The sequence below is a fragment of the Thermorudis peleae genome, from assembly GCF_000744775.1.
GTDB classification, from domain to species: domain Bacteria; phylum Chloroflexota; class Chloroflexia; order Thermomicrobiales; family Thermomicrobiaceae; genus Thermorudis; species Thermorudis peleae.
Window position 1 is genome coordinate 131,900 of the sequence record NZ_JQMP01000001.1, and the last position, 23,349, is coordinate 155,248.

General features: G+C 60.2%; 15 protein-coding genes. 8 read left to right on the forward strand and 7 right to left on the reverse strand.

The genetic code is table 11. The features are described 5' to 3' along the window. The first annotated feature begins 68 nt into the window (after window positions 1–68). The 6 genes from ileS (at window position 69) to N675_RS00650 (ending at window position 11,035) form a co-directional block, all read left to right on the forward strand. Window positions 69–3,260, forward strand: coding sequence for an isoleucine--tRNA ligase (gene ileS / locus N675_RS00625; protein WP_038037826.1), 3,192 nt, complete (start codon window positions 69–71; stop codon window positions 3,258–3,260). Window positions 3,261–3,273: 13 nt separating this feature from the next. After that, a complete protein-coding gene (locus N675_RS00630) occupies window positions 3,274–4,041 on the forward strand; it encodes a class I SAM-dependent methyltransferase (RefSeq protein ID WP_231577875.1) in 768 nt (255 codons plus the stop codon). A 153-nt stretch (window positions 4,042–4,194) separates the two neighbouring features. Continuing rightward, window positions 4,195–5,007, forward strand: a complete 813-nt coding sequence (locus N675_RS00635) for a type 1 glutamine amidotransferase family protein (RefSeq protein ID WP_197066245.1) — start codon at window positions 4,195–4,197, stop codon at window positions 5,005–5,007. 46 nt (window positions 5,008–5,053) lie between these two features. Beyond that, window positions 5,054–7,402 carry a penicillin acylase family protein gene (locus tag N675_RS00640; RefSeq protein ID WP_051913707.1) on the forward strand — a complete coding sequence of 783 codons (2,349 nt, stop codon included), beginning with the start codon at window positions 5,054–5,056 and terminating at the stop codon, window positions 7,400–7,402. An 18-nt stretch (window positions 7,403–7,420) separates the two neighbouring features. After that, window positions 7,421–8,266 carry a phosphosulfolactate synthase gene (locus tag N675_RS00645; protein WP_038037377.1) on the forward strand — a complete coding sequence of 282 codons (846 nt, stop codon included), beginning with the start codon at window positions 7,421–7,423 and terminating at the stop codon, window positions 8,264–8,266. A 102-nt stretch (window positions 8,267–8,368) separates the two neighbouring features. Beyond that, a complete protein-coding gene (locus N675_RS00650; protein WP_038037378.1) occupies window positions 8,369–11,035 on the forward strand; it encodes a phosphoenolpyruvate carboxylase in 2,667 nt (888 codons plus the stop codon). Here N675_RS00650 and N675_RS00655 read toward each other — a convergent pair. The 7 genes from N675_RS00655 to hemC all read right to left on the reverse strand — a co-directional run bounded on the left by N675_RS00655 (window position 11,032) and on the right by hemC (window position 20,042). After that, on the reverse strand, window positions 11,032–12,525 hold the full coding sequence (locus N675_RS00655; protein ID WP_038037380.1) for a hypothetical protein: 1,494 nt from the start codon (window positions 12,523–12,525) through the stop codon (window positions 11,032–11,034). The genes N675_RS00650 and N675_RS00655 overlap by 4 nt on opposite strands. Continuing rightward, on the reverse strand, window positions 12,476–14,560 hold the full coding sequence (locus N675_RS00660) for a glycosyltransferase (protein ID WP_231577876.1): 2,085 nt from the start codon (window positions 14,558–14,560) through the stop codon (window positions 12,476–12,478). Before N675_RS00660 ends, N675_RS00655 begins: the two co-directional genes overlap by 50 nt. 108 nt (window positions 14,561–14,668) lie before the next feature. Further along, window positions 14,669–15,931 carry a glutamyl-tRNA reductase gene (gene hemA / locus N675_RS00665; protein ID WP_038037381.1) on the reverse strand — a complete coding sequence of 421 codons (1,263 nt, stop codon included), beginning with the start codon at window positions 15,929–15,931 and terminating at the stop codon, window positions 14,669–14,671. Window positions 15,932–15,942: 11 nt separating this feature from the next. Then, complete coding sequence (hemL, locus tag N675_RS00670; RefSeq protein ID WP_038037383.1) at window positions 15,943–17,235, reverse strand: glutamate-1-semialdehyde 2,1-aminomutase; 1,293 nt, start codon at window positions 17,233–17,235, stop codon at window positions 15,943–15,945. A gap of 20 nt (window positions 17,236–17,255) precedes the next feature. Continuing rightward, window positions 17,256–18,314 (reverse strand): porphobilinogen synthase, encoded by a 1,059-nt coding sequence (gene hemB / locus N675_RS00675; RefSeq protein WP_051913709.1) that lies wholly within the window; start codon window positions 18,312–18,314, stop codon window positions 17,256–17,258. Beyond that, on the reverse strand, window positions 18,311–19,132 hold the full coding sequence (locus N675_RS00680) for a uroporphyrinogen-III synthase (RefSeq protein ID WP_051913710.1): 822 nt from the start codon (window positions 19,130–19,132) through the stop codon (window positions 18,311–18,313). The genes hemB and N675_RS00680 overlap by 4 nt, the downstream gene beginning before the upstream one ends. Then, the gene (hemC, locus tag N675_RS00685; RefSeq protein ID WP_038037384.1) at window positions 19,122–20,042 is read right to left on the reverse strand and encodes a hydroxymethylbilane synthase; all 921 of its coding nucleotides are present in this window, start codon (window positions 20,040–20,042) and stop codon (window positions 19,122–19,124) included. Before hemC ends, N675_RS00680 begins: the two co-directional genes overlap by 11 nt. Window positions 20,043–20,217: 175 nt before the next feature. On the opposite strand from hemC, the gene N675_RS00690 reads away from it, so the two are divergent. Both N675_RS00690 and N675_RS00695 read left to right on the forward strand, forming a co-directional pair. Further along, window positions 20,218–21,396: an NAD(P)/FAD-dependent oxidoreductase gene (locus tag N675_RS00690; RefSeq protein WP_038037389.1), complete on the forward strand. Its 1,179-nt coding sequence runs from the start codon at window positions 20,218–20,220 to the stop codon at window positions 21,394–21,396. 103 nt (window positions 21,397–21,499) lie between these two features. Next, window positions 21,500–23,329, forward strand: a complete 1,830-nt coding sequence (locus N675_RS00695) for a S9 family peptidase (RefSeq protein ID WP_038037392.1) — start codon at window positions 21,500–21,502, stop codon at window positions 23,327–23,329. Window positions 23,330–23,349: the final 20 nt, after the last annotated feature.

The following is a 23,349-nucleotide window of genomic DNA, read 5'->3' on the forward strand; positions in this document are numbered from 1 at the left end:
GGGACGGGATTTTTGTTCAGGTGCTGTCATCAGCATCATCAGCGAGGAACCGGGAGGTGTTGCCAGCGATGTTCAAGCCGGTGCCGACCAAAGACGTCGATTTCCCCGCAATGGAGCGAGAACTGCTCCGTTGGTGGTATGAGGGTGGTATTGTCCAGCAGTACCTGCGTAAGAATGCGCAGAGCCCGAAGCGCTGGTCGTTCCTCGACGGTCCAATCACGGCCAATAACCCGATGGGTGTGCACCATGCCTGGGGGCGTACCTACAAGGACTTCTACCAGCGCTTCTACACGATGCTTGGCTATCGCCAGCGCTATCAGAACGGCTTTGACTGCCAGGGGTTGTGGGTCGAGGTCGAAGTCGAGCGTGAGCTTGGCTTCCGCTCCAAGCGTGAGATTGAAGCCTACGGCATTGACCGCTTCGTCGAGAAGTGTAAGGAGCGTGTCTTCAAGTACGCCGCTATCCAGACCGAGCAGTCCAAGCGCCTCGGCTACTTCATGGACTGGGACAACTCCTACTATACGCTCTCGGACGAAAACAACTACATGATCTGGCACTTTCTCAAAGTTTGTCACCAGAACGGCTGGATCTATCATGGCTACGACGTCATGCCCTGGTGCCCGCGTTGTGCTACCGGCCTTTCAGAAATGGAAGTGGCTGAGGGCTACAAAGACATCACGCACTTGAGTCTCATCGTCCGTTTCCCGCTGGTGGACCGGCCAGGCGAGTCGCTGCTGGTATGGACGACGACGCCGTGGACACTCGCAGCCAACGTTGCGGCAGCCGTTCACCCTGACCTGCCGTACGTCCGTGTCCGCCGTGGTGATGAGGTGCTGATCCTCGCTAAGGATGCCTATGCGCGCCTCTTCCACGGGCAAGGTGAGGTGCTTGAAGAACTGCCAGGACAGGCGCTGATCGGTCTGCGCTATCACGGCCCCTTCGACGAGTTGCCGGCGCAACAGGGCGTTGAGCACCGGGTGATTCCCTGGGATGCTGTCGATCCGGCCGAAGGAACGGGCATTGTCCATATCGCGCCGGGTGCTGGCCGCGAAGACTATCAGCTTGGTAAGGAGCACGGCCTTGCTACCCTCGCCCCGATTGATGAAGAAGGCGTCTATGTCGATGGCTATGGCTGGCTCACCGGCCGCTCGGCGCAAGAGGTAGCTGAGCTGATCGCACGCGACCTCGAAGCCAAGGGGCGGCTCGAACGGGCTGAGCGGTATACCCACCGTTATCCCACGTGCTGGCGCTGTGGCACGGAGCTGCTCTTCCGGCTTGTCGATGAGTGGTTCATCGCCGTTGACCCCTGGCGTGAGCGTGTTATGGAAGCCGCGAAGACCGTGCGCTGGATTCCCGACTTCGGCCTCGAGCGTGAGCTGGACTGGCTCCGCAACATGGATGACTGGATGATTTCTAAGAAGCGCTATTGGGGTCTTGCATTGCCAATTTGGCAGTGTCCGGAGTGTGGCTGGTTCGATGTGATCGGCAGTGAAGTCGAGCTTGGGCAGCGCGCGATTGCCGGCTGGGATGAATTCAAGGGGCACTCGCCGCATCGACCCTGGGTTGACAAGGTCAAGATTCGTTGCGAGCGCTGTGGTGGTGTCGCAAGCCGCATTCCAGATGTCGGCAATCCCTGGCTCGATGCTGGCATTGTGCCTTTCTCGACGCTGAACTATCGACACGATCGGGCCTACTGGCAGGAATGGTTCCCAGCCGATTTCATTACAGAATCCTTCCCGGGCCAGTTCCGCAACTGGTTCTACTCGTTGCTCGCTCAGAGCACTGTGCTGGTGAACCAGGCGCCAATGAAGACCTGTCTTGGCTTCGCCCTCCTCCGTGACGAGAAGGGCGAAGAGATGCACAAGAGTAAGGGGAACGCGATCTGGTTCGATGAAGCTGCCGAGCGCGCCGGTGTCGATGTCATGCGCTGGCTCTACCTGCGGCAAAATCCAGCTCAGAACCTCAACTTCGGCTGGCGTCTCCTCGATGAAGTGCGTCGCCAGTTCATCTTGCCACTCTGGAACTCCTACGCCTTCTTTGCCAACTATGCGCGGCTCGACGGCTTTAACCCCACGCTGGCACCACAGGTTCCGGTGAGTGCACGCCCGCTGCTTGACCGCTGGATTCTCTCGCGCTTGCAAGACGTCATTGCCACCGTCCGCGAACGGATTGCTGACTACGATGCTGCGACCGCTGCCCGTGTCTTGCAGGAATTCGTCGTTGATGAGCTTTCCGGTTGGTACATCCGGCGCAATCGCCGTCGCTTCTGGAAGAGCGAGCATGACGAAGACAAGGTAGCTGCCTACCAGACGCTGTATACTGTCCTTGTGACATTGACAAAACTGCTTGCGCCGTTCATCCCCTTCTTAGCTGAGACGATGTACCAGAACCTCGTGCGCAGCGTTGATCCCACGGCTCCGGTTTCAGTGCATCTCACCGATTATCCTGAGGCCGATTCTGCGCTGCGTGACCCTGCCCTCGATGACGCGATGGCGTGGTTGCTCCGGGCGGTTGAGCTGGGCCGCGCGGCCCGGAGCAAGGCCAATGTCAAGGTCCGCCAGCCTCTGCCGCGCGTCGTCGTTGCCACCCGCAGTGCACAGGCACGTGCGGCGATCGAGTTGCTGCAAGATCAGTTGCTTGACGAGCTGAACGTGAAGGCGCTCGAACTGAGCGATCGGCCTGAGGACTACCAGACCTATCGCATCCGCCTCAATCTGCCAGTCCTCGGTCCGAAGCTTGGCCCGCTCGTTCCCAAGGTGCAAGCCGCAATTGCGCAACGCGATCCCGCTGAAATCGCTTACCTGGCTCGGACAAGTCGGCCAATTACACTGTTGGTCGATGGTGACGAGCTGACGCTTGCTCCCGACGAAGTGCTGGTCGATGTACTCGACCGCGACGGCTTTGCCGCCTTTGCCGATCGTGACCTGCTCGTCGCTGTCGATTTGACCGTCACACCAGAGTTGCGGCTTGAGGGGCTGGCACGTGACATTGTTCGCCACGTGCAAGAGGCTCGTAAGCAAGCCGGTCTTGAGGTGAGCGATACCATCGTCCTGACGTACCAGGCCGAAGGTGAGTTAGCTGAGGCGTTCGCTCGGTTCAGCGACTATATTAAGGCTGAGACGCTCGCCGAGCAGGTCGAGGCGGGCTCACTGTCTGATGCGACGTACGTTACGACGGTGATGATTGATAAGCAGCCCCTGACGATCAGCTTGCGCCGGGTTGGCCGGCTGGCTAAAGCCGTGGCTGATCCAGAGGGCTGAGAAGGGGCCCGATTTGGGCGGGCAGCGTGACCAACTCGCGATGACGCCGATGGGCGGCTCGAGCGCTGTTGATCTTGCGGCGCTTGAGGCCGCCCTTGCGCCGCTGGCTCCGTTGCAACCAGTTACGCTTCGTTTGCCGCGCACTGGGCGGATTATTCGTCTCTTGCGCCCAATGGACATTGACCGGCTACTCGACGCGGCTGCAACAGACCCCGAGGAGCAGTTGCCCTATTGGGCTGAGCTTTGGCCGAGCGGCATTGCACTTGCTGATGCTGTTTTGCTGAATCCCGAGCGTGTGTGTGGACAGCGGGTTCTTGAACTTGGATGCGGACTTGGCGTCACCGCTGCTGCAGCGCTGCTGGTCGGAGCTGACCTCGTTGTCACTGACTACGCAGCTGAAGCCCTTGCCCTAACGCGCTACACCTGTGCGGTCAATGCCAAGTGGCTTCCGACCTGTTTTCAACTCAACTGGCGTCATCCTCCGGCATCGTTCTTTGCATTCATTGGTGAAGGCTTTCCAGTGGTTCTCGCTGCTGATGTGCTCTATGAAGCGCGCGATGTTGCCCCACTCCTCGCCCTCGTCGAGCGACTCGTCCTGCCTGGCGGGTTGCTCTGGTTGGCCGAGCCAGGCCGGACAACCGCTGCGGCCTTCGTTGCGGAACTACACAATCGCGGATGGAATGACGCAGTTGAGACGTGGAACGGGCCGTGGCCTGATGCTGGAGATGCTCACGTGACGGTCGCAGTGCATGCTCTACAGCGCCCCGTGGCTTCGCGCTAACGCATCGGGTGGATAGGCGTAGGACGAGATCGCTGCCCTTTTGTGCTCCCTTGCTACTACAGTCCCGTTCTCGCGTTAAGCGGCGTAACCCCCTGGTAGATTGCTCTATCCCGTGTTACGCTGAGCACTGACGGCGTAGTGGAGTAGCGGGCGATGCCCTTTGGCCCGGTAGCACTCTTCGGCTCAGGCGAGACGTCGCGCGCTGGGCGCCAAGTTCACGAGCGGCTCTTCCAACGCTTACCTCAGCCTGTTCGCGTCGCTATTCTCGAAACCCCTGCTGGCTTTCAACCAAATGCCGGTCTTGTCGCTGCGAAGATTCGTGATTTTCTTGTCGAGCACTTGCAGAACTACCATCCCGTCGTGCGCTTTGTCCCCGCGCGCAGGCGTGACGGTGTCTACAACCCAGATGCACCGCTCGTTGTTGAGCCGATCGACTGGGCCGATTACCTGTTTGCTGGGCCAGGGAGCCCAACCTATATGATCCGCTGCTTGACTGGAACGCAAACCCTCGCCCGGCTCCGCGAACGCTGGGCTGCTGGTGCAACGCTCGCATTTGCCAGTGCCGCAGCGATTGCCGTTGGCCGCTATGCTTTGCCAGTCTACGAAATCTACAAGGTTGGCGCTGATCTGTACTGGGCTGATGGCCTGGATATGCTTGGTGCTCTTGGTCTGCGTCTCGCCATCATGCCGCATTGGAACAACCGCGAGGGAGGAGCTGAACTCGATACCAGTCACTGCTTTATGGGGGTTGAGCGCTTCCGTTATCTCCGTCGCATGTTGCCGCCAGATACGGTCATTCTTGGCATTGACGAACAGACAGCCTGCATCATCGATCCGCAGAACGAACAGGTCACGGTCCATGGGCTTGGCCAGGTCACACTGCTAACGCAGGCTGGTGAGCGGACGATTCCACACGGCCGAGCGTTTCCACTCGCATGGTTACGTGCTGATCCCGTGCTGCCGTAGCAGTTGTCAAACGCAGTACACTCAAATGGTAGGAAAGGGGGCAGGAATGCGTGCTCGCCGGGTGTTGGCGTGGGTAGCGCAGCGACTGCTCCGTTTGTCACCCCCCTCTCTCAATGGTGAACTTGCGCTGCCTGGTCTCATTGCTCCTGTGATTATTCGTCGTGATCAGTGGGGCATTCCCCACATAACCGCGCAAAATGATCATGACGCCTGGTTCGCGTTCGGCTTCTGTCAAGGACAAGACCGCGCCTTTCAGCTTGAGTGTGTGCGGCGGATTGTGCATGGCCGCCTCGCTGAGATCGTTGGTCCGCGGGCCTTACCGATTGATCGCATTGCTCGACGTGTTGGCTTTATCCACAGCGCCGAACGTCACCTGGCTGCTCTCTCGGCTGATGTTCGTGCCCAGGCTGAGGCGTTTGTTGCCGGGCTGAACGCTGGCCTTCGCCCAACGCTCGAGTTCCGTTTACTCAGAACGCGGCCCGGCCTCTGGACGCCGGCCGATGTCCTGGCGATGGTGAAGCTCTTTTCCTTTGTCCTTGCCTCAAATTGGACGTCGGAGCTCGTCCGGCTCTTGATCCTCGCTGGTGATGGCCCTGAGGCACTCGCAGCGCTCGATCCGGCGGGAGACGCGACCGTGCCAGTGACGCGGCCGCCCGGGGCGCTCGCTGGTCAGCCGCCAGAATGGCTGACAGCGCTTACGCGCCAGATCCCCGCCATGAGTTTGCTTGGTCGTGGCGGTTCCAACAATTGGGTTGTCGCGGGGAGTCGCACGGCAAGCGGCCGTCCGCTCCTCGCGAATGACCCCCATCTCGATCCAGTTATCCCGTCGTACTGGTATCTTGGTCATCTCAAGACGCCAGACTGGGCTGTTGCTGGCGCGGCGTTGATTGGCACACCAGCGTTTGCCGCTGGTCACAATGGATTTGCCGCGTGGGGAGTCACCGCAGGGCTCAGCGACAATACCGACCTCTTCATCGAAGAGATCGGGCCAGATGGCCGCTCAGTGCGCCAGGGTGACAAATTTGTGCCATGTTCAGTGCGAGTTGAGCGCATTGCCGTTCGGGGAGCAGCACCGGTTGACGATGTTGTCCTTGAGACGCCGCGTGGGCCGGTGATCAGCCCTGCCCTACCGGGGATCCCGTGGGCATTGTCGCTGCGTGCAGTCTGGCTTGATCCGTTACCCATTGATGGGCTTCTCCGCCTGGCGAAGGTACGGAGTTTCGACGAATTCCGTGCTGCTTTCGCTGCCTGGCCGCACCTTCCTTTGAATGTGGTCTATGCCGATGTGACTGGTGTGATTGGCTGGCTCCTTGCTGGGCAGGTCCCACAACGTCGTCCCGGCGATGGGCTACTGCCTCGTCCTGGCTGGGAATCTGGCGCTGGGTGGGATGCCTTACTGCCTGCCGACGCATTGCCTTGGGTTGTCAATCCACCGGAAGGTTTCCTCGCTACGGCGAATAATCCCCCACAACCGTGGGATGCTGAACCATTTCTCGGTGTCGATTTCCTCGATGGCTATCGTGTCGCCCGTATCCGCGAAATCCTCGCTCGCCGCACTGACTGGGACGTCACGGGTTTGCAACTCCTCCAGCTTGATCAGTACTCGTTGCCGTGGCGTGACGTGCGTGATGTCGTCCTGGCGATCCCAGCTACTGATCCAGCGGCAGCGCGCGGCCTTACGCTACTCCGTGCGTGGGATGGTGTCCTCTCGCCTGATTCGCCGGCTGCTACAGTCTTCACCATGTTCTGGGCTGAGTTAGCCAGGAGGGTTGCGGAGGCGAAAGCGCCACACACCGCTCGCTGGGTGCTTGGTCAGAGTGTCTCGCCGTTCACCAGCACCACAAGTTGGGCTGACCGTCGTGTTGCTCACCTCGTTCACCTGCTGCGCGAGCAGCCCGCCGGCTGGTTTGAACGTTCATGGCCGAGTGAAATGGCCGATGCGCTTGCCACAGTTGTCCGCCAGCTCGAAGAGCGTTATGGTCCTGATCCGTGGCGCTGGCGCTGGGGCCGTGTTCGTCCGCTTGTCCTCCAGCACCCGCTCGGTGTCGTGCCACTGCTCCGCCGGTTGCTGAACCGAGGGCCGCTGCCATGGGGTGGCGACCAGAACACGATCGCGGCTGGCGGGGTCAATCCGCTTGATCCGCTTGGACCAGTGACTTTCTTCCCCTCGCTTCGGCTCGTCATCGATGTTGGTGATTGGGATGCCACGCGAGTTGCGCTTCCTGGCGGACAATCTGGCGACCCGCTCTCACCACAGTATGATGACCAGCTCGCGGCCTGGTACACCAACCGAGGCGTGCCACTGGCATGGAGTGATGAGGCAGTGGCACGTGTGACCACCGCAACGCTCATGGTGCGGCCGGCTGCAACCGCAGCACCGCGCGATAGAAGTTGAGCAAGGGAGGAGTACTCCATGAGCAACGAGCAACACCGTGCGTTCCCATTCATCCGCTTGAATCCTCGTGATCCTAAGCCACGCCGCCGCGGCTTAACGGAAATCCGTGGTCCATACTACACGCCGATGGGCAAGCGCTACCTAGAGGATATTCTTGAGAATTTCGGCTGGTGGATTGACACGCTCAAATTCGCGGGAGGCTCATTCACCCTCATGCCCCGCGATCAGTTGGTGGAACTACTCGACCTCTGTCACCGCTATGATGTGCAGGTGTCAACTGGCGGCTTCGTTGAGCGAGTATTGCTGCAGGGACCAGATGTCGTCGATCGCTACATCCAAGAGTGCAAGGCTGTTGGATTCGATATCATCGAGATTTCAGCGGGCTTCATCTCGATCCCGGTCGATGACGTGCTTCGGCTCATCGACAAGGTCCAACGTGCTGGTCTCAAGCCCAAGCCAGAAGTTGGCATCCAGTTTGGCGCTGGCGGCGCGAGCGCGACGGAAGCGCTTGAGGCTGAGGGAACACAGGCAGTGGAATGGGCGATTGCTCGTGCCCGCCGCTATCTCGACGCTGGTGCATGGATGATCATGATCGAGTCTGAAGGAATTACGGAGAATGTCCGTACCTGGCGCACAGACGTCCCAGCCAAGATCATCGACGCACTCGGGCTGGAGCGAATCATGTTCGAGGCGGCCGATCCGCCTGTCTTTGAGTGGTACATCAAGAATTACGGACCTGAAGTCAATCTCTTCGTCGATCACAGCCAGATTGTGCAACTTGAATGTCTTCGCTCTGGCATCTGGGGCACAACGAGCACGTGGGCACGTGTGCTGACCTACAAAGACGAAGGCAACGCGTCCTAGCGAGCAGGACTGTGCCGCGCTATCGTTGAGCGAGCGGAACAGTATTGGTGCCAGGCATGCAACGGCGCTTGCCTGGTTCCTCCAACGAGGGAGGCTTTGTCCATGACGCTCTCAGCCAGCGACGATGTGCTCTATGCTGCCCTCAGGCGGGAAGTTGACCTGCTTGGACGGCTCCTCGGCAACGCAATTCGCCGCCTCTCCGGCGAAGCGCTCTTCCAGCTAGAAGAAGACGTGCGAGCCCTGGCCAAGCAGCTTCGTAGTCAGCCAGACGATCCCACTGCGCGAGAGGCCCTCATGGCGCGCGTTGCGAGCCTAACTCCCGAAGAAGCCGAAGGGTTAGTGCGCGCGTTCACCGCCTATTTCCACCTCGTCAATCTCGCCGAAGAACGTCACCGTGTTCGGGTCAACCGTGCTCGCGAGCGGCAAAGTACGCCTGAGGCGCCGCGCCCCGAGTCACTGCTCGCGCTGGTCGCCGCGCTCAAAGCTGCTGGTTGGTCAGCCGATGAAACGATTGCGCTGCTGACAAGCCTGCGCCTTGAGCTTACGTTGACTGCCCATCCTACGGAGACACGGCGCCGTACCTTGCGTCACCATCTTCAAGTCCTCAACGCGTTGCTTGATGCACTTGAGCGTGGCGAAGTGGTTGAGGAAGCGCTCCAGGCGCGCGTTGATCTCCTGTGGATGACGCGTGAGTTACGGGTGCGCGCGCCCACGGTTGCTGACGAAGTGCGCGGCGGCCTCAGCTACCTGCCGACGACCTTGTGGGATGCCTTACCGCGGGTAGTTGCTGGCCTCGAGCATGCGGTTGAAGCGATCTACGGTGTCCGCCCGCAGTTGCCCAGTCCGATCCGTTTTCGGAGTTGGATTGGCGGTGACCGCGATGGTAACCCTCATGTCACTCCAGATGTCACAGCATGGGCACAGGACTATGCGCAGGCCGAAGCAGCACGGAATTATGTAGTCGCGCTCGATGCGCTTATCCGTGATCTCTCCCTGGCTGCTGAACGTTTGCCTGAAGGTGTCCAAGCTGGAGACGAGGCTGACCCAGAGGTGGCCGAGCGCTTTCCTGGTGAACCGTTCCGCCGACGTCTCGAGCCGCTACGCCGTCAGCTTCAGCAGTTACTTGCCCATCCTGGGGCATCAAGCATAGACCCCGCGCACGTCGTGCGGATTCTAGCTGAAACCGAGGCCAGCCTGATACAAGCTCGTCTTGAGCCGGTTGCACGGGTGCTTGTCACCCCGCTGCGTATCTGCGCTGAAACGTTCGGGCTTGCGTTTGTCCCACTTGATCTCCGTGAACATGTTACAGCGCATGCTGAAGCAGTGGCCGAGTTGTTGGCTGCCGGGGGCGTATGTTCAGACTATCTCTCGCTTTCTCTGCCGGCGCGTGCATCATTGCTAACCCGCGAGCTTGCTACGGCACGCCCGCTTGCCCCGGTCGGCTACCAGCCACGCACTCGCGCGCTGGCGGTGGCACTCGGCGCATTGCGTGCCTGGCGCGAGCGCGGAGCCTACATCATTAGCGGCTGTCGTGCGCCATCGGATGTCCTAGAGGTGTTCCTCCTCGCGCGAGAGGTTGGCCTCTATCGTCCTGGCGATGGCTTGCCCTTCGATGTTGTCCCGCTCTTCGAGACAGCGGCCGATCTTGCGGCTGCGCCTGAAACACTGCGGCAGCTCCTCGCGCTGCCACTCTTCCTCACCCACGTCCACAAGCGTGGCGGCCTCGAGATCATGATCGGCTACTCTGATTCCAATAAAGATGTCGGCTACTTGGCAGCAAATTGGGCCCTCTACCAAGCACAAGAAGCCCTCAGCGCCGTTGCTCGTGAGTTTCGGGTGCCGGTTCGGTTCTTCCATGGCCGCGGCACGTCAACGGCTCGTGGCGGGGGTGGTACGGCTGGGCGTGCAATTGCGAGCTTGCCGCCAGGGACCGTCGGCTGTCAGTTGCGCTTAACTGAGCAAGGTGAGGCGCTGGCTGATCGGTACAGTCATCCAGAACTGGCCTTGCGCAACCTCGAGCAACTGGTCTACCATCTCGGTCTCGCTGCTGCACGTGATCATCGAGGAGCGGGTCTGCCAGTTCCAGACGTATGGCGACAGGCATTAGCGGAAGCAGCGGCGCGTTCGGAGGAAGCTTATCGGCAACTCGTTGATGCACCTGGCTTCCTCGACTTCTTCCTAGCCTTGACACCGCTGCGTGAGATCGGCGCGCTCAAGATTGCTTCCCGCCCGATTGCCCGCAGCACCATGATCCGCAATATCCGTGAACTACGGGCAATTCCATGGGTGATGGCGTGGACGCAGGTGCGGCTACTCTTGCCAGGTTGGTATGGCCTTGCTGAGGGCTTACGAGCAATCCCGCCAGCGCTCCGGCGGGAGATGGCGCAATCGTGGCCGTTCTTTGCCACCGTGCTCGACGGTGCAGCGCTGGCTCTCGCCAAGGCTGACCTCGGCGTTGCGCGCACCTACTTGCGGCTTGTCCCGGCCGATCTTGCTGAGCGTTTCTTCCCGATAATTGCACAGGCGTTTACAGAGACCTGTTCCTTGCTCGAAGAGACGCGTGGTGCTCCACTCCTTGCTCACCATCCTGTTCTTGCGCGGCAAATCAACCTGCGCAATCCGTACGTCGACCCACTGAGCGCTATCCAGGTGGCACTGCTTGCGCGCTATCGCACGCTTCCACCTGACGCACCTGAGCGTGCGGCGCTCGAACGGCCTCTGTTACTCTCGATTCTCGGGATTGCTGCGGGGCTGCGCAACGCTGGCTAACTGGTCGATGGGCATGGCATTGCGGGGTCGTGAGCATAGACCAGCCACTCGCCCCATGTTGTGCGAAGCGTGAAACCTGGGGGTGGCGTGATGGCATAGCGCGCGCTCACACGATCCCCAGGAGCTGGCATACGGGAAACGAGAACAATGTGAACTCGCCCACAGGGCTGAGCAAGCACTTGGTCGAAGCCCTGATCGGCGGGGAGGAGGAACGGCTGCGCTGTCCCTGCTTGCGCGACGAGACGATACGCGCTACGGTCGTCGGCGAGGATATGGTGTGGCGGCATGGTATCGACAAGGGACCGAGCAAATTGGCGCTCTGCTTGGGCTGTTGGGGGTTGCTGCCAGTGAACGAGTGCTTGAATCCATGCACGAAGTTCTGTTGCTGGTGGTGAGACAAGCGTATTGACGAGAATCTGCAGGACGACGAGGGCAACGAGCACTGGTCCCCAGCGGCGTGAAATACGCCGAGAAATCCCTGCAACAGCGATCACGGTCAATGTCGCAATGGTAAGGGCTGTGCCAAAGGGGAATCCGAGCACCCGGATAAGCCAGATCACGGGGATGAGCGTGCCCAGTCCGATCGCTCCCCGTGGCTGGTATCGTAAGACCAGGAGAAAAATGCCAAGGAAAAGCGGAGCGTGCGGCAATTCATGGACCATCTGTTGCGTCACATCCCATGCCCGCACACTGAGCTCAGCGAGTGAATGCGGCAGCGTCACGGGAGCAGTGGGGTCAGTGAGGTAATCGAGCCAGTGGCCGGTGAACGTCCATGACGTGTAGCCCCAGCTGAAAGCAGCCCACAGTGCTGGGAACAGAATCACGAGTGCTTGAGCAACGCGAGCTTCGACGCGCTGATCTTCTGGCGGGGAAAAGAGCGGCGTAAGGAATGCCAGGGCGAGTGCGGCGATCAGTGCGGAGAAGCCAGCGAAGAACGCTAGGCCCAAGATGAGGCCAGCAGTAAAGCCACTCCAGGTATGGCGCAAGCGGATGAAGTTCAAGTAGTAAAACCAGGACACCAGGAAGAGATGGAGCTGCAGCATGTCGCTAATCTGTTGACTTGCCAGAAAGAGTAGCGAGGGCGTGGCGATGGTACCTGCTAAAAGCAGACTGCGGGTGATGGGGTCAAGTGTAGTACGCTGAAGGCCGTACCATAGCAGCCAGGCAGTTGCTCCAGCGGCTAAGCCGCCGATAACAGCGAGCGCCCACGGCGACGGCAGGATCACTGCCAGTAAAAAGGGAAGTGGCGGATAGAGAAATCCGATTGATTCCAATCGGCCAGTGTCGTGGGCCAGGAAGGCCTTGTCAAGGATATGCGCGTGTTGGTTACTCAACAACCCGAGGCTCGCGCTCGCCAGTCCCAGTGCAATGACTGGTATTCCGAATCCGATAGCTCGGAGCAGGTGTTCATACCATCGGCGATCGACGAGACGCAGGGCATCAGGTTGCCTTTGACTCGGCAGCGGAGGTGACGAGGCGACTGACACCATGTTCCGTCTTCTCCCAATAGAACGGCCGCCAAATGAGTTGCCAGAGCGCCTTATAGGCAGCGATCGAGTGGAGAATCCAATAGAGCGGGTTCAGTAGCGCGAAAGGAATCAAGCGGTACCGCCGGCGTTTGAAGACCGCAAGCATGCTGAGGTAGATCATCAGCCCGTTGCCGATGAGCAAGTCAAAGAGGCTAACGTAGAGCACCGGCGGTGGGAAGAGCTGATCGATACCGTGCGCTCGAAACATGAGCCAGCCAACATAGAGGAGCCACATGACTGGATTGGCCAGGAACGTGAGTGGGGTGCCAGCAACTAAGAAAAGGAAACCGAGCAACGTGCGCCAGCCGGCATGTCGCAGCAGACGAAGCGGGTGCCGTAAGTGGACGAGCGCTGTCTGCATGTACCCCTTGACCCAGCGAGATCGCTGTCGAACCCATCCGCGATAGCGACTCACGGCTTCCTCATATGTCGTGCTTGGAATAACTCCGACACGGTAGCCGCGAGCAGCAGCCCGGAGACCAAGGTCGGCATCCTCAGTAACATTAAAAGGATCCCAGCCGCCAAGTTCGCGGAGTCGATCTGTGCGGAAGTGGTTGCTTGTTCCCCCAAGGGGGATCGGAAGGCGTAGGTGGTCGAGTCCAGGCAACATGTAGTCGAACCAGTAAGCGTATTCTAGTGCAAACATCCGGGTTAAGAGATTCTCTTCTGCATTGAAGTACTGGAGCGCCGCTTGAACACAGACGAGATCGTCGCCACCCTTGCGGAATGCGACGACGGCTTTCTTGAGTTGGTCAGGCTCTGGACGATCTTCAGCGTCATAGATGACAAGGTAGTCACCTCGGGCAAAGAAGAGCCCGACGTTGCACGCTTTGGGTTTTGTCTTCGGCTGCCCGTTTGGCACGATCACGAAGGTGACCGTCTCAGGTGGGTGAGCGGCCTGTGCTGCTGCGATTGTTTCCGTATCGTCTTCTTCCAAGAGCAGCAGCACTTCGAGTTTGCTCGCCGGGTAATCGAGCTGAGCAAGATGCTCGATGAGCTGGGGGATCACGCGTGCTTCGCGGTAGACGGGGACGAGGACGGTATACATCGGCAATTCATCATCGCGGAGTGCTGCCACCTCCTCTTCGCTGACCGCTTGTATGTGCTCAAATTCCGCGCCAGCCATCGCCACAGCAAAGCGGAAGAGGACGTTTGCCATAAAGCACACATTGATAACGGCTGAGAGGAGGATAAGCGTTGGAACCGTTGCCCACCAGAGCCCGATACCAAAGACAACGAGGCAGAGCACGCTGGCGAGTTTCTGCCACGTGGTCAGGACGCGGTGGGCACTTTCGTCTGGGCTTCGCTGGAGCAGAGTTGAAGTAGCGTGGTCGAGCAGGAAAGCACGGAATACCGTTCGGACAGCGTACGCAATGTCCCAGTCAGTCGTTGCGAGGGGGACGACCTCGACTGTCCCAAGATGCTCGTGGATGAACTGAACGAGTTCAGGAGAAGGCCGCTCAGCCGTTGCAACGAGCACGCGGTTGTCCTCGCGCCGGACGGGGAAGCAGCCGCGTGCGAGCAGGACATCGGGGGGAAACTGTCGAGCCAATGCTTCATCCACAGGCTCTTTGACCAGATCAATGAACGGGCATCCCCATTGCTCTGCCAGGACTTGGTAAAGTTGTTGGCGCTTGACAACACCGAGTGCAATCAGAATGCGTCCAAGGCGGTCGCCTGTCCGTTGCTGAATGGCGAGCGCGTGCTCGAGTTGTTCAGCCGTGATGAGCCCACAGGCGACAAGCGCTTCACCGAGGCGCTGCGAAGGCTCTGTCCCGGCAGTAGGCGGCGATGGTGGGCTGGGAGGCGATGATGAACTAGCTGGTGGCGACGACGTGGTGTGCTGCACCGTTGCCTGCGCGTGCATCGCGTGCCTCCACCATGCAGCGGACATCGTTCCTTCCCGGGTAGACTGATCAACTGCCCGCTGTTCAGCCAACCACGTGAGGCGCTCAAGCCACTCTCGATCTTCTTCCGGTACGGTTGTCCACCGCATCTGGCACCCCTCAGCGGAGTACGCGTTAGCATGAGGGATACCAGGGCCAGATCTACCAGACAACTGATTTGGCCAACCCTTTCGGGGGAATCGTCCAGTACATTGTTCTTAGGACGTAAGGGAGATCTGGTCTAAAGCAAACAGTAGCTTGACGGCTTCTGATAGGGTTGGATCGTCGCTGTGTGCGCGTAAGGCCGCGATGGGCCGATGGAGCAGCTTGTGGACAAGCCCTTGGCTAAGACCAAGCACGACGTCGCGATCACGCTCACTGAGATGCTGAAGCTTGCGGAGCGCTTTCTGAACCTCCGCGTCGCGTACTTGCTCAGCCCATGCGCAGAGGGCAGCGATCTGGGCGGAAACAGCCCGTGTGCGCTCCCATTCCTGGAATGCCGCAACGGCTTCTTCCACGAACGCTTCAACTTGGGGGATTGCTGCAACGCGTGCCGCGAGCCCTTCGTGACAGACGCTGTGCAGGGCATCGAGATCAGCGAGATAAACGTGAGGGAGCAGCGCAATTGCTGGTTCAACGTTACGCGGCAGTGCAAGGTCAATGATAACGAGCGGATGGTCGTGACGCTGCGCAAGAATCGGAGCAAGATCTGCTGCAGTGATAACTGGCGTGGATGCACCAGTGGCGACAAACAGGACGTCGGCATCAATGAGAGGCTGCAGCAGGGCTTCCCACGGCACGACAACGGCGCCGACTGCGGAGGCGACGGCTTCGGCGCGAGCCCGTGTGCGGTTGGCAATGCCGAGCCAGGCGGGATGATAGGAACGGACAATGTGCGCGACCAGCCGACCAGTACTGCCAGCCCCAAGGATGAATACACGGCGGCCTGAGAGCCCGCCGAGACGCTTGGCGGCAAGCTGAACAGCGGCGTGGGCGACGGAACCTGGGCCACGGCTAATCGCGGTTTCCGCGCGTGCCCGCTTGCCGGCGGTGATCGCAAGGGTGAAAAGCCGGTCGAGCACCGGCCCAAGTGTTCCTGCGGCGCGAGCAGCCTCTTGTGCCTGGCGCACTTGGCCGAGGATTTCCGGCTCGCCAAGAACTTGTGATTCGAGCCCTGCAGCGACCCGGCAGAGATGACGAGCAGCTGCTTCGCCGCTCGCGACACGCGCAATCTGCGGAATCAGAAGAGTGTTTACGCCGGTGATGTTGGCAAGGACAGTATGAACAGTAGCGACATCAGGACCAGGTGGAGCAAGCCAGTAGAGTTCTAGGCGGTTACAGGTTGCCAAGATGGCACTTTCGCCGCCGTTGCCAGCAAGCGTCGCTGTGAGTGTTGCCTGTTGCTCGGGCGTGAGCGCCAGGGACTCTCGTTGGACGAGCGGTGCGGTTCGATGGCTAATTGTCAGGCACCAAACCGCCATGATCATCCCCTTCATGCCATACAAGCGCGAAATGCTGCTCCAGCAGCCTCGATTGTCCGTTCGATATCAGCCTCGGTGTGAGCGAGCGAGACGAACCATGCTTCGAATTGCGAGGGTGGCAGCATAATGCCAGACTCGAGCATGATCCGGTGGAACCGAGCGAAGGCCGCTGTGTCACTTCGTTTCGCACTCGCCTCGTCGACAACCGGCCCAGGGGTAAAGAACACGGTCAGCATTGAGCCTATCTGGTTCACTGTAATTGGCAGGCTCGCAGCGGCTGCGGCAGCGCGGAGCCCTTCAGCTAATCTCTGGCTCAGCGTGTCGAGTCGTTCGTAAAGACCGGGCTCCTGGAGGAGGCGGAGTGTTGCTAGCCCAGCTGCCATTGCAAGCGGATTGCCGGAGAGCGTCCCAGCTTGATAGACCGGCCCGCTTGGTGCCACCAGGCTCATCAGGTCACGTCGGCCACCATATGCGCCGACTGGAAGCCCACCGCCGACGATCTTTCCGAGGCATGTGAGGTCAGGCATAATGCCATAGCGTTCCTGGGCACCGCCAGGGGCCAGCCGAAAACCGGTGATCACTTCATCGAAGATCAAGAGCGCACCATGCTGAGCGGTAAGCTCGCGCAGCCCCTCAAGAAACCCGGGCTCGGGCGGCACAACACCTATGTTGCCAGCGACAGGCTCGACGATAACCGCCGCGATCTGCTCGCCGACTTCAGCGAATACCTGCCTGACGGGGTCGAGTAGGTTATACGGGAGGGAGATGGTGTCGGCGACGACGGCCGATGGGACGCCTGGTGTGCCAGGCAGACCAAGTGTCAACACGCCTGAACCGGCGGTGGCAAGGAGTGCATCAGCATGGCCGTGGTAGCAGCCGCTAAACTTGACGATCTTGGAGCGACCGGTCGCAGCGCGGGCGAGGCGAATGGCGCTCATGGTCGCCTCGGTACCTGAGTTGACGAAGCGCACTTGCTCGATAGAAGGCACAAGCGAGCAGACAAGCTCTGCCAGTTCAACTTCAGCAGGCGTCGGAGCACCGAAGCTGGTGCCATGGGCAGCGGCCGAGCACACTGCGTCAACAACTGCTGGGTGAGCGTGCCCCGCGATGAGTGCACCCCACGAGCAGATGTAATCGAGATAGTGATTGCCATCAGCGTCTTCGAGGATCGCACCTTGTCCGCGGACAATGAACGGCGGGGTGCCACCAACTGCACGGAATGCTCGCACAGGGCTGTTGACACCACCCGGGAGAACCTGCTGGGCCCGCTCCCAGAGCTTCGTTGAACGAGTCAACGCCAGCATCGCTCCGCCTCCTTCCAGCCTTACACCGCAAGCGGGCGGGCGAGTGACGTTGTGCCAGTTTCCTCACGGAGCCATCGGGCAACGTCCTTCGCGTGGTAGGTGATGATCATGCCAGCGCCGGCTCGCTTGATTCCAGTAAGCAACTCAAGAACAACGCGGCGTTCGTCGATCCAGCCGTTGCGTGCCGCAGCTTTGACCATTGCGTACTCACCGCTCACGTTGTAAGCCGCGATCGGTACATCAAAGCGTTGACGTGCTAGTGCGACGATGTCGAGGTATGCCAGCGCGGGCTTGATAATGATGGCGTCGGCGCCCTCCTCAAGGTCAGCAGCAATCTCGCGAAGTGCTTCACGCTGGTTCCCGGGATCCATCTGGTGGGAGCGCCGATCACCGAAGGCTGGCGCTGACTCTGCTGCGTCGCGGAAGGGACCGTAGAACGCTGAGGCAAACTTCGCGGCATAGGAGAGGATCGGCGTCTCAACAAAGCCAGCGGCATCAAGCGCCTGACGGATAGCCCAGACCCGCCCATCCATCATGTCAGACGGCGCAACCATATCCGCTCCAGCACGCACATGAGAAACCGCTGTCTTGGCGAGGAGTTCGAGCGTGGGATCGTTGAGAATTTCTCCTGTTGGACTAACAATGCCGCAGTGGCCGTGGGACATGTACTCGCAGTTGCAGACATCGGTAATCACTACAAGTTCAGGCGCACATCGTTTCAGTTCGCGCACTGCTTGCTGGACAATGCCGTTCTCGTCATACGCGCCCGATGCTCGCTCGTCTTTGTGCTCCGGAATGCCGAACAGCAGGACAGCGCCGATACCAAGTGTCGCGAGTTCCTCTGCTTCGCTTGCAAGCTGGTCAACGCTGAGCTGATAGACACCCGGCATAGACGGCACCTCGCGTCGGATGCCCACACCATACGTCACGAAGAGCGGATAAATGAGGTCGTCCAGCGAAAGCCGAGTCTCGCGGACAAGACGACGCAAGCCCTCGGTACGGCGCAATCGGCGGAAGCGCTGGAATGGCGTTCCGCTTCGTGTGCCAAGCCCTTGGCTATCGTCGAGCTGGAAACTCATCCCTGGCTCCTTTCTGTGACAGAGGCGGCGACAAGTGCCGCGAGCAGTCCTGGCACGGTATGCGTTTCGGCAACCACGGCTACTGGTAAGCCGTATCCACGCACAACATCGGCGGTAACTGGGCCGATACAGGCGAGGCGGACGCGCTGAAGCAGCCGAGGGGCGTCCGGCCCAAGACCTGCGATCAGGTTGTGGACCGTTGAGCCGCTGGTGAAGAGCACGGCATTGATGTCCCCACGACGGAGGAGCGTGAGAACGTGCGGTGGTGGCGGTGCCGGAACCGTGCGGTACGCGGCGACCACGTCAACTATCGCCCCAGCAGCACGCAAACGCTCCGGCAGAACCGGCCGGGCTTCTGCGGCCCGCAGGATCAGGACACGTTGGTCGCGAATACCTTGGGCAATGAGCGTATCAGCGACCGCTTCAGCAATGTAGCTCGATGGTACGAGCGCTGGATGGAGGCCAAGCTCTTCGAGTGCGTGAGCTGTGGCCGGGCCGATGACTGCAATCCTGGCTTGCGCAAGCGTTGTCACGGGCAAAGCTAGCGTGTGGAGTCGAGTGTGTACGTGGCGAACGCCATTGACGCTGGTAAAAACGACCCAGTCATATGTGCCGGCCGCCAACCGGCGCAGCGCGGCGTCAAGTGCTGCAATGTCGTCAGGTGGGGCAAAGGTAATAACTGGGCAACGAATTGGCTCAGCGCCAAGCGCAGCAAGCATGGCGCATGTTTCTTCAGCCTGGTCCTCGGCGCGGGGGACGAGCACGCGCCAACCTGCAAGCGGGCGTGTTGACTCGTTGCTGAGGGCTTCAGGGTGCATGGCGTGCCTCCAGCGGTTGCTCAAGGCGCTCAGCCAGTGCAATTGCTAGCGCAGTTGCGGCCGTAGTAGCCTCGGCAACAGGAACGCGGCGCGATGCACGAACCAGCCGGTCTCCTTCCGGACTGGCAAGAAAAGCGACGATCTGAACCGTCTGTTCCTCCACGGTTGCGTATGCTCCTGCTGGCAACGAGCACCCGCTGCCGAGCGCACGCAGAAAAGCGCGCTCGGCCTCAACGGCAGTACGCGTTGCGGGATCGTCGAGCGTACGAAGCAGTGACTGCAGGGCTGCGTCATCCATGCGGCACGTCACGGCTAGCGCGCCCTGGCCAGGAGCAGGAATAAAGTCCTCAGGCGGCAACGCAGTGACAATCCGGTCTAGCAAGCCTAATCGATGCAGCCCAGCAACAGCGAGGATAACAGCGTCGACCTCGCCGGTATCAAGCTTGCGGAGTCGTGTATCAACGTTGCCGCGTAGTGGCACGGAAGTAAGGTGCGGCAGGTGATGACGAAGCAGGGCCATACGCCGGGAAGAGCTTGTGCCGATCCGGGCTCCCGGAGGCAGCGCGGCGAGTGGCTGCCCGCTGCGGGTGATGACGGCATCGCGGGGATCATCTCGAATGAGGACGGCTGCCAGCGCAATGCCCGAGGGTAAGTCGGTTGGCAGATCTTTAGCACTGTGAACAGCGAAGTCGATAGCACCTTCCAGCAGTGCTTCGTGGAGGGCTCGGACGAAGACCCCTTGTCCACCGATTGCATGGAGGGGCGTATGCTGGTCGCGATCACCGTGGGTTGTGATTGGCACGACCTCGATTGCCTGCTGCGTCACAGTGCGGAGTTGATGAAGGACGATGGCTGTTTGGGCGCGCGCAAGGGCGCTGGCGCGTGTGCCAGCCCGGAGCACATTCCTCATTGGTGCAGACGTCCTACCGTGTCAGCATCAGAAAAAACCTTACAAAAGTATTCCAAATCTGCTCAAACCTCCCACATGCTTTTGCCGGGAAGATTCTACGTGTCCCTGTTCTGGAAAACAAGGGCAGCTACAATCGTGGTAAAGCGTGCGATTCAGTTGGGAGGGAGCATGAGCAATGAGTCGGCATGTTGTCGTATTAGGAGCGGGACCGGGTGGATTAGCGGTCGCACAAGGAATTCGACACTGGCTACCGCCAACTGACCTTGTCACTGTTGTCGATCGGACAGACGAACAGCGGTTGGGTGTCTCGCTCCTGCTCGTGATGCGTGGCTGGCGTACGCCTGAAGCTGTAACGGCACATGTGGCGCCAGCGCTGGGTGAGGGTATTGTCTTCCATCAGGCGGAAGTCACGCATATCGATCTCGAAAACCGGCGCGTGCAAACAAGCCAGGGCGAGCTAGCCTACGATGCGGTAGTTGTGGCGTTAGGCGCTGAGGTGAGCGTCGACAGCGTGCCGGGCCTTGCGGAAGCGGTCGAACATGGCCTCGCTGGCCACTACTACACACTACCCGGTGCGCTCCATTTGCGGGAGCGCCTAGCAAGCTTCGCTGGGGGACGGGTTGTACTCGTCGTCGCTCGCCTTCCCTATAAATGCCCTCCATCGCCTTATGAAGGCATCTTGCTGATCGATGACCTCCTCCGAGAACGTGGCTTGCGTGAGCGTGCTGAACTCACGATTGTTACTCCCGAGCCGCGGCCCTTAGCCATCGCGCCCCCACTCATTAGCGAGCAGCTAACTGAGTTACTGGCTGTGCGTGGCGTGACCCTGGTGACTGGTGAGCAGTTGCAGACTGTCGACTATGATCGCCAAGAAGTTCTCTTCGCCTCGGGCAAGCGTGAACCATTTGATCTGCTCGTCGTTGTCCCACCTCACCAGCCGCCGGCAGTGGTACGTGAGGCCGGGCTCGTCGATGAGAGCGGCTGGATAACGGCAGCGCTCGCGACGATGCGAACTGCGGTCGATGGTGTCTGGGCCGTCGGCGATGTGACCCGTGTGCCGCTGCCGAACGGGGTTGCGTTGCCCAAGGCTGCGGTCTTTGCCCAGGCTGAGGCCGAGGTTGCTGCCCGTGATCTGGCGCGCACACTCGCTGCCGATGCTCCTGCGCCTGAGCCGAGTGGTGCCGGCCGGTGCTGGTTCATTGCAGGAACGCAGCAGGTTGGTGCTATCGATGTTGATTTCCTTGCTCAGCCGAGTCCAGCGTTCCGGTTCACCTTGCCCGATGCCTTCTATGTTGGGGCGATGGAGGCTGAACTGGCGAGTTGGCTCGCGCGTTGGGGTGGGCATGCAGACTAATCAGATCGCCGGCGTGGAGACAGTGATGTCTATGGAGTGGGCCTGTTGCAGGGGCCGGGCGGGCGCGCGATCATAACGCCGAACGAGAAGGGAGCGTTGTCTCGTGGCAGGGTATCCGCTAGAAGCCTATTTCCAGGTCCGGCAGGCGTGGGGACCGCGTGTTCGCCCAGATGGCCAGGCTCTCCTCTTCCTCACCACGCTGACAGGCTCGCCGCAGCTCTGGGAAATGCCGATCGATGGCGGCTGGCCAGAGCAGCGAACGGTATTAGCTGACCGCGTCCTCCATGGTTCCTATGCGCCTCGAGATGGACGCATAGTCTTCGCTGCAGATCATGGCGGTGATGAACGCTGGCAACTCTTCCTCCTTGACACTGATGGCACAACAGTGCGGCCGATTGCGGTTGCTCCAGGTGTTATTCATACCTTTGGGGCCTGGCATCCAAACGGCCGTCTGCTTGCCTACGCCACGAATGCACGGCACCCGGCCTACTTCGACGTCGTGTTGCTCGATGTGGAGAGTGGGGAGCGGCGTGTGCTCCTCCAGGCTGATGGGACTTACACGCCCGTTGCATTCACACCTGATGGGCAGACGCTCATCGTGCACCAGACAGTGACGCCACGTCATCATGTCCTGTACCGCTACGATCTGGTAGCTGGTACCAGCGAACCGCTCACGCCACCTACAGAAGAGGCGCGTTTCGAGGATGTCCAGTTGACCCCTGACGGTACAACAGTGGTGGCGCTCAGTGATCGCGGGCGGGAATTCCTCGGGGTTCTCGAACTATCGTTGAACGATGGCCAAATGACCTGGCGGCTGACGCGAGACGACGCAGACATTGAAGCGGCTTCGCTCAGTCCAGATGGACGCTTGCTGGCCTATGCAATCAACGAAAGCGGCTATTCCCGCTTGCGTATCCTTGATCGTGTGAGTGGCGTCCATCGGCCCGACCCACTGCTTCCGCAAGGGCTCTATGATCCGGGTGGACGTGACCCAGTCCGGCCAGCGTGGACGCCAGATGGCCGTGCCATTGTGGTTGGCTGGGGCAGTGCAACCGCGCCGGCCGATATCTGGCGTGTCGATGTTGCGACGGGGATTGCCCGACCATTGACACGGAGCAGTCGCGGGGGGTTACCGGCAGATGCGTTTACTCCTGCCCAGCTCATCCACTATCCAACGTTCGATGGTCGGCAGATCCCTGCCTTTTTCTATCGTCCGGCACAACAACCATTTCCTGTTGTTGTGCATGTTCATGGCGGACCAGAAGCACAAGCTCGACCAAGCTTTGACCCGCTGATCCAATGGCTGGTGAGCCAGGGAATCGGCGTCTTGGCACCGAATGTACGAGGGAGTGCTGGCTACGGGAAAACCTACCTCTCGTTGGATGACGTCGAAAAACGCCCCGATGCGGTGCGTGACTTGCTTGCGGCCCGCGATTGGTTAGCAGCGCAACCGGACGTGCGGAGCGATCGTATTGCGGTCATGGGTGCGAGCTATGGCGGATTCATGACCCTGGCCGCGTTGACTGAGGCTCCCGAGGCTTGGGCGTGTGGTGTTGAAATTGTTGGTATTGTGAACTTCATTACCTTCCTTGAGCGCACCGGCCCATGGCGGCGCCGTTTGCGCGAAGCAGAGTACGGTAGCCTTGAACGCGATCGAGCATTGCTTGAGGCAATTTCGCCGATAACTCGGGTTGACCGAATCACCGCGCCGCTGATGGTCATCCACGGGCGCAACGATCCTCGGGTGCCATTTAGCGAAGCTGAACAGCTTGTCGCTGCACTGCGTGATCGTGGGCGTGACGTCATCTTTCTGCCGTTCGACGATGAAGGGCATGGAATTGTCAAGCTTGCAAACCGGCTGCAGGCGTACCGGGAGATTGGGGCATTCTTCGCACGGCACTTACTTAATCAAGGTGATCGCGAGGCATCCTAATCCTCGCGATCACCTCTCTG

Bases quoted from the DNA above. Each gene is read 5' to 3' on its own strand.
- N675_RS00655 (WP_038037380.1), bottom strand. From the start codon at position 12,525: ATGGTGTCAGTCGCCTCGTCACCTCCGCTGCCGAGTCAAAGGCAACCT.
- hemL (WP_038037383.1), bottom strand. From the start codon at position 17,235: ATGCTGGCGTTGACTCGTTCAACGAAGCTCTGGGAGCGGGCCCAGCAG.
- N675_RS00680 (WP_051913710.1), bottom strand. From the start codon at position 19,132: ATGCACCCTGAAGCCCTCAGCAACGAGTCAACACGCCCGCTTGCAGGT.
- N675_RS00635 (WP_197066245.1), top strand. From the start codon at position 4,195: ATGCCCTTTGGCCCGGTAGCACTCTTCGGCTCAGGCGAGACGTCGCGC.
- ileS (WP_038037826.1), top strand. From the start codon at position 69: ATGTTCAAGCCGGTGCCGACCAAAGACGTCGATTTCCCCGCAATGGAG.
- hemC (WP_038037384.1), bottom strand. From the start codon at position 20,042: ATGAGGAATGTGCTCCGGGCTGGCACACGCGCCAGCGCCCTTGCGCGC.
- hemB (WP_051913709.1), bottom strand. From the start codon at position 18,314: ATGAGTTTCCAGCTCGACGATAGCCAAGGGCTTGGCACACGAAGCGGA.
- N675_RS00660 (WP_231577876.1), bottom strand. From the start codon at position 14,560: ATGCGGTGGACAACCGTACCGGAAGAAGATCGAGAGTGGCTTGAGCGC.
- N675_RS00640 (WP_051913707.1), top strand. From the start codon at position 5,054: ATGCGTGCTCGCCGGGTGTTGGCGTGGGTAGCGCAGCGACTGCTCCGT.
- N675_RS00650 (WP_038037378.1), top strand. From the start codon at position 8,369: ATGACGCTCTCAGCCAGCGACGATGTGCTCTATGCTGCCCTCAGGCGG.
- hemA (WP_038037381.1), bottom strand. From the start codon at position 15,931: ATGGCGGTTTGGTGCCTGACAATTAGCCATCGAACCGCACCGCTCGTC.
- N675_RS00645 (WP_038037377.1), top strand. From the start codon at position 7,421: ATGAGCAACGAGCAACACCGTGCGTTCCCATTCATCCGCTTGAATCCT.
- N675_RS00690 (WP_038037389.1), top strand. From the start codon at position 20,218: ATGAGTCGGCATGTTGTCGTATTAGGAGCGGGACCGGGTGGATTAGCG.